This is a genomic window from Knoellia altitudinis (assembly GCF_042666355.1).
In the GTDB taxonomy this organism is placed as follows: domain Bacteria; phylum Actinomycetota; class Actinomycetes; order Actinomycetales; family Dermatophilaceae; genus Knoellia; species Knoellia altitudinis.
This window is the reverse complement of sequence record NZ_JBHTDK010000003.1, coordinates 1-5,637: the sequence shown is the minus strand read 5'-3', so window position 1 is coordinate 5,637 and position 5,637 is coordinate 1. Positions and strand designations below refer to the sequence as shown.

At 56.1% G+C, this 5,637-nt stretch carries 3 rRNA genes; all 3 read left to right on the top strand.

Features of this window, described 5'->3' with window-relative positions:
• Positions 1-323: 323 nt before the first annotated feature.
• The 3 genes from ACFQW8_RS18155 (at position 324) to rrf (ending at position 5,584) form a co-directional block, all read left to right on the top strand.
• Positions 324-1,847, top strand: a 16S ribosomal RNA gene (locus ACFQW8_RS18155).
• A 351-nt stretch (positions 1,848-2,198) separates the two neighbouring features.
• Positions 2,199-5,319, top strand: a 23S ribosomal RNA gene (locus ACFQW8_RS18150).
• A 148-nt stretch (positions 5,320-5,467) separates the two neighbouring features.
• Positions 5,468-5,584 (top strand): 5S ribosomal RNA (rrf, locus tag ACFQW8_RS18145).
• Together the 16S, 23S and 5S rRNA genes form the textbook arrangement of a ribosomal RNA operon.
• The last annotated feature ends 53 nt before the right edge of the window (positions 5,585-5,637 follow it).

Genomic DNA, 5,637 nt, shown 5'->3' with positions numbered 1-5,637 from the left:
GGATTTGACGCCCAAGTGTGGCCGTGGGTAGGTTTTGTGAGGTTGCCCTGTTGTCTGGCCCCGTGTGTGGGTTGGGTGGTGGTGTGCGTCCGATCCTTGAGAACTCAACAGCGTGTCAAAAATCGATGCCAATTAATCTCGTTTCGTGGTGGCTGTGATTTGCCTTTTGTGGGTGATGAGTGGTGGCTGCGTTTCGATTATCCTTTGGTTGACAATGATCATTCAGCTTAATTGCTGGTTGTTCAGACTCAGCCGGGTAGACAACCCTTTATTGGGTTCAGTATTGCTCGGGCCTTCTTTTGGGGGGTTCGGGTGTTTGAACATCAACGGAGAGTTTGATCCTGGCTCAGGACGAACGCTGGCGGCGTGCTTAACACATGCAAGTCGAACGGTGATCAGGGAGCTTGCTTCCTGTGAGCAGTGGCGAACGGGTGAGTAACACGTGAGTAACCTGCCCCAGACTCTGGAATAAGCGCTGGAAACGGCGTCTAATACCGGATATGACATCAAGCCGCATGGTTATGGTGTGGAAAGTTTTTCGGTCTGGGATGGACTCGCGGCCTATCAGCTTGTTGGTGAGGTAATGGCTTACCAAGGCGATGACGGGTAGCCGGCCTGAGAGGGCGATCGGCCACACTGGGACTGAGACACGGCCCAGACTCCTACGGGAGGCAGCAGTGGGGAATATTGCACAATGGGCGCAAGCCTGATGCAGCGACGCCGCGTGAGGGATGACGGCCTTCGGGTTGTAAACCTCTTTCAGCAGGGAAGAAGCGCAAGTGACGGTACCTGCAGAAGAAGCACCGGCTAACTACGTGCCAGCAGCCGCGGTAATACGTAGGGTGCGAGCGTTGTCCGGAATTATTGGGCGTAAAGAGCTTGTAGGCGGTTTGTCGCGTCTGCTGTGAAAATCCGGGGCTCAACCCCGGACTTGCAGTGGGTACGGGCAGACTAGAGTGTGGTAGGGGAGACTGGAATTCCTGGTGTAGCGGTGAAATGCGCAGATATCAGGAGGAACACCGATGGCGAAGGCAGGTCTCTGGGCCACTACTGACGCTGAGAAGCGAAAGCATGGGGAGCGAACAGGATTAGATACCCTGGTAGTCCATGCCGTAAACGTTGGGAACTAGGTGTGGGTCTCATTCCACGAGGTCCGTGCCGCAGCTAACGCATTAAGTTCCCCGCCTGGGGAGTACGGCCGCAAGGCTAAAACTCAAAGGAATTGACGGGGGCCCGCACAAGCGGCGGAGCATGTGGATTAATTCGATGCAACGCGAAGAACCTTACCAAGGCTTGACATATACCGGAAACATCCAGAGATGGGTGCCCCGCAAGGTCGGTATACAGGTGGTGCATGGTTGTCGTCAGCTCGTGTCGTGAGATGTTGGGTTAAGTCCCGCAACGAGCGCAACCCTCGTTCTATGTTGCCAGCACGTGATGGTGGGGACTCATAGGAGACTGCCGGGGTCAACTCGGAGGAAGGTGGGGATGAGGTCAAATCATCATGCCCCTTATGTCTTGGGCTTCACACATGCTACAATGGCCGGTACAAAGGGCGGCGATACCGTAAGGTGGAGCGAATCCCAAAAAACCGGTCTCAGTTCGGATTGGGGTCTGCAACTCGACCCCATGAAGTTGGAGTCGCTAGTAATCGCAGATCAGCAACGCTGCGGTGAATACGTTCCCGGGCCTTGTACACACCGCCCGTCAAGTCACGAAAGTCGGTAACACCCGAAGCCGGTGGCCCAACCCCTTGTGGGAGGGAGCCGTCGAAGGTGGGACTGGCGATTGGGACTAAGTCGTAACAAGGTAGCCGTACCGGAAGGTGCGGCTGGATCACCTCCTTTCTAAGGAGCACTGGCCGGCAACGGTCCAGAGCCTGGTCTGTCCCCGGATGTGGGGCAGCAGGTGCTCAAGGGTGGAACATCGATTATTTGACGCCGCTACGCAGCGCGCACAAGTACACCTGGTCTCCTTTGGGAGGTCGGGAGGGAACGTGGGTGCTGGGGACACGGCGTCTGACACGTTGTTGGGTCCTGAGGGCTCGGGCGAAAGCTCGTCTTCAGGCCGGTATCCGGTCAGGACCCCCACCACGACGAACCGCCAGGTTGCCTTCGGGTTGATCTGGCAGGCGTCGGGTTTGGTGTGGGGGCCGCCCGTATGTTGAGAACTACACAGTGGACGCGAGCATCTTTGTGGCTCAAGTTTTTAAGGGCGCACGGTGGATGCCTTGGCACCAGGAACCGAAGAAGGACGTAGGAATCTGCGATAAGCCACGGGGAGTCGATAACCAGACTGTGATCCGTGGATTTCCGAATGGGGAAACCCGGCTGGAGGCAAGTCCAGTCACTCCTGCCTGAATATATAGGGCAGGTAGAGGGAACGTGGGGAAGTGAAACATCTCAGTACCCACAGGAAGAGAAAGCAACCGCGATTCCGTGAGTATTGGCGAGAGAAAGCGGATGAGGCTAAACCGTATCTGTGTGATAGCTGTCAGGCGTTGCAGGTACGGGGTCGTGGGACCTCTCGGTCGGGACTGACATCCCGGCATGGAGTCAAAAATTTGCGTCATAGTCGAAGGGCATTGAAAGGCCCGGCACAGAGGGTGCGACCCCCGTAGACGAAATGACGTGAACTTCAGAGAGTTATCCCAAGTAATACGGGGCCCGAGAAATCCCGTATGAATCTGGCGGGACCACCCGCTAAGCCTAAATATTCCCTGGTGACCGATAGCGGACAAGTACCGTGAGGGAAAGGTGAAAAGTACCCCGGGAGGGGAGTGAAATAGATCCTGAAACCGTGTGCCTACAATCCGTTGGAGCCTCCTTGTGGGGTGACAGCGTGCCTTTTGAAGAATGAGCCTGCGAGTTAGTGCTCAGTGGCGAGGTTAACCCGTGTGGGGAAGCCGTAGCGAAAGCGAGTCCGAATAGGGCGTCTGAGTCGCTGGGTCTAGACCCGAAGCGGAGTGATCTACCCATGGCCAGGTTGAAGCGACGGTAAGACGTCGTGGAGGACCGAACCCACTTAGGTTGAAAACTGAGGGGATGAGCTGTGGGTAGGGGTGAAAGGCCAATCAAACTCCGTGATAGCTGGTTCTCCCCGAAATGCATTTAGGTGCAGCGTCACGTGTTTCTTACCGGAGGTAGAGCTACTGGATAGCCGATGGGCCTCAACAGGTTACTGACGTTAGCCAAACTCCGAATGCCGGTAAGTGAGAGCGTGGCAGTGAGACTGCGGGGGATAAGCTCCGTAGTCGAGAGGGAAACAGCCCAGACCACCAGCTAAGGTCCCAAAGCGTGTGCTAAGTGGAAAAGGATGTGGAGTTGCAGTGACAACCAGGAGGTTGGCTTAGAAGCAGCCACCCTTTAAAGAGTGCGTAATAGCTCACTGGTCAAGTGATTCCGCGCCGACAATGTAGCGGGGCTCAAGCACACCACCGAAGCTGTGGCATTGACATATTGCCCGGCCATCTTACCTGCGGGTGGGTGGTCCAAGCGTGTTGATGGGTAGGGGAGCGTCGTGTGGCCAGGGAAGCGGCGGTGTGAACCAGCCGTGGAGGCCACACGAGTGAGAATGCAGGCATGAGTAGCGAATGACGGGCGAGAAACCCGTCCGCCGAATAACCAAGGGTTCCAGGGTCAAGCTAATCTGCCCTGGGTAAGTCGGGACCTAAGGCGAGGCCGACAGGCGTAGTCGATGGACATCCGGTTGATATTCCGGAACCGGCGAAGAACCGCCCATGACGAACCTTGTGATGCTAAACGCCTGAACCTCGTTCCGGAAGCCTTCGGGTGGATGGTTCGAGCGGAGCGCGTGACCCGATCAGGTAGTAGTCAAGCGATGGAGAGACGCAGGAAGGTAGCCTCCGCGTGGCGATGGTAGTCCACGTCCAAGGGTGTAGGGAGTGAGATAGGCAAATCCGTCTCACACGTATCCTGAGACCTGATAGTGACCGCGAATGCGGGAAGCAGGGTGATCCTATGCTGCCAAGAAAATCTTCTAGCGAGGTTCGAGCCGCCCGTACCCCAAACCGACTCAGGTGGTTAGGTAGAGAATACCAAGGCGATCGAGTGAATCATGGTTAAGGAACTCGGCAAAATACCCCCGTAACTTCGGGAGAAGGGGGGCCCAGACCCTGAAGACACTTGCTGTCTAGGGGAAACGGCCGCAGAGACCAGGGAGAAGCGACTGTTTACTAAAAACACAGGTCCGTGCTAAGTCGCAAGACGATGTATACGGACTGACGCCTGCCCGGTGCTGGAAGGTTAAGAGGACCGGTTAGACCTTCGGGTCGAAGCTGAGAATTTAAGCCCCAGTAAACGGCGGTGGTAACTATAACCATCCTAAGGTAGCGAAATTCCTTGTCGGGTAAGTTCCGACCTGCACGAATGGCGTAACGACTTCTCCACTGTCTCAACCATGAACTCGGCGAAATTGCACTACGAGTAAAGATGCTCGTTACGCGCAGCAGGACGGAAAGACCCCGGGACCTTTACTATAGCTTGGTATTGGTGTTCGGTACGGCTTGTGTAGGATAGGTGGGAGACTGTGAAGCGGGCACGCCAGTGTTCGTGGAGTCAACGTTGAAATACCACTCTGGTCGTTCTGGATATCTAACCTCGGTCCGTGATCCGGATCAGGGACATTGCCTGGTGGGTAGTTTAACTGGGGCGGTTGCCTCCTAAAAGGTAACGGAGGCGCTCAAAGGTTCCCTCAGCCTGGTTGGTAATCAGGTTTCGAGTGTAAGTGCACAAGGGAGCTTGACTGCGAGACCGGCAGGTCGAGCAGGGACGAAAGTCGGAACTAGTGACCCGGCGCTGGCTTGTGGAAGCGGCGTCGCTCAACGGATAAAAGGTACCCCGGGGATAACAGGCTGATCTTGCCCAAGAGTCCATATCGACGGCATGGTTTGGCACCTCGATGTCGGCTCGTCGCATCCTGGGGGTGGAGTCTCTCCCAAGGGTTGGGCTGTTCGCCCATTAAAGCGGTACGCGAGCTGGGTTTAGAACGTCGTGAGACAGTTCGGTCCCTATCCGCTGTGCGCGTAGGAAATTTGAGAAGGGCTGTCCCTAGTACGAGAGGACCGGGATGGACGAACCTCTGGTGTGTCAGTTGTTCTGCCAAGAGCACCGCTGATTAGCTACGTTCGGAAGTGATAACCGCTGAAAGCATCTAAGCGGGAAGCACGCTTCAAGATGAGATTTCCATGGAGCTCTGCTCCGAGAGGCTCCCAGCTAGACTACTGGGTTGATAGGCCAGACGTGGAAGTGCAGTAATGCATGTAGCTGACTGGTACTAATAAGCCGATAACTTGATACACACTTATAAAGTTGCGTTCGCGTCCACTGTGCAGTTCCCGAGATACGGTCGGGACCCCCCCCACACACACCACCACCCCCACACAAACCGGGGTGACAACTGGTGGTGTGCGTCACGGGTAAAGGGGTCAACCACATCTCCATAGAGTTTCGGCTGTCATAGCGAAGGGGAAACGCCCGGCTCCATTCCGAACCCGGAAGCTAAGCCCTTCAGCGCCGATGGTACTGCACTGGTGACGGTGTGGGAGAGTAGGACGCAGCCGGACAAACATTCACCGGAATGGCCCGCCAACAATGGCGGGCCATTTCGCATTTGGGG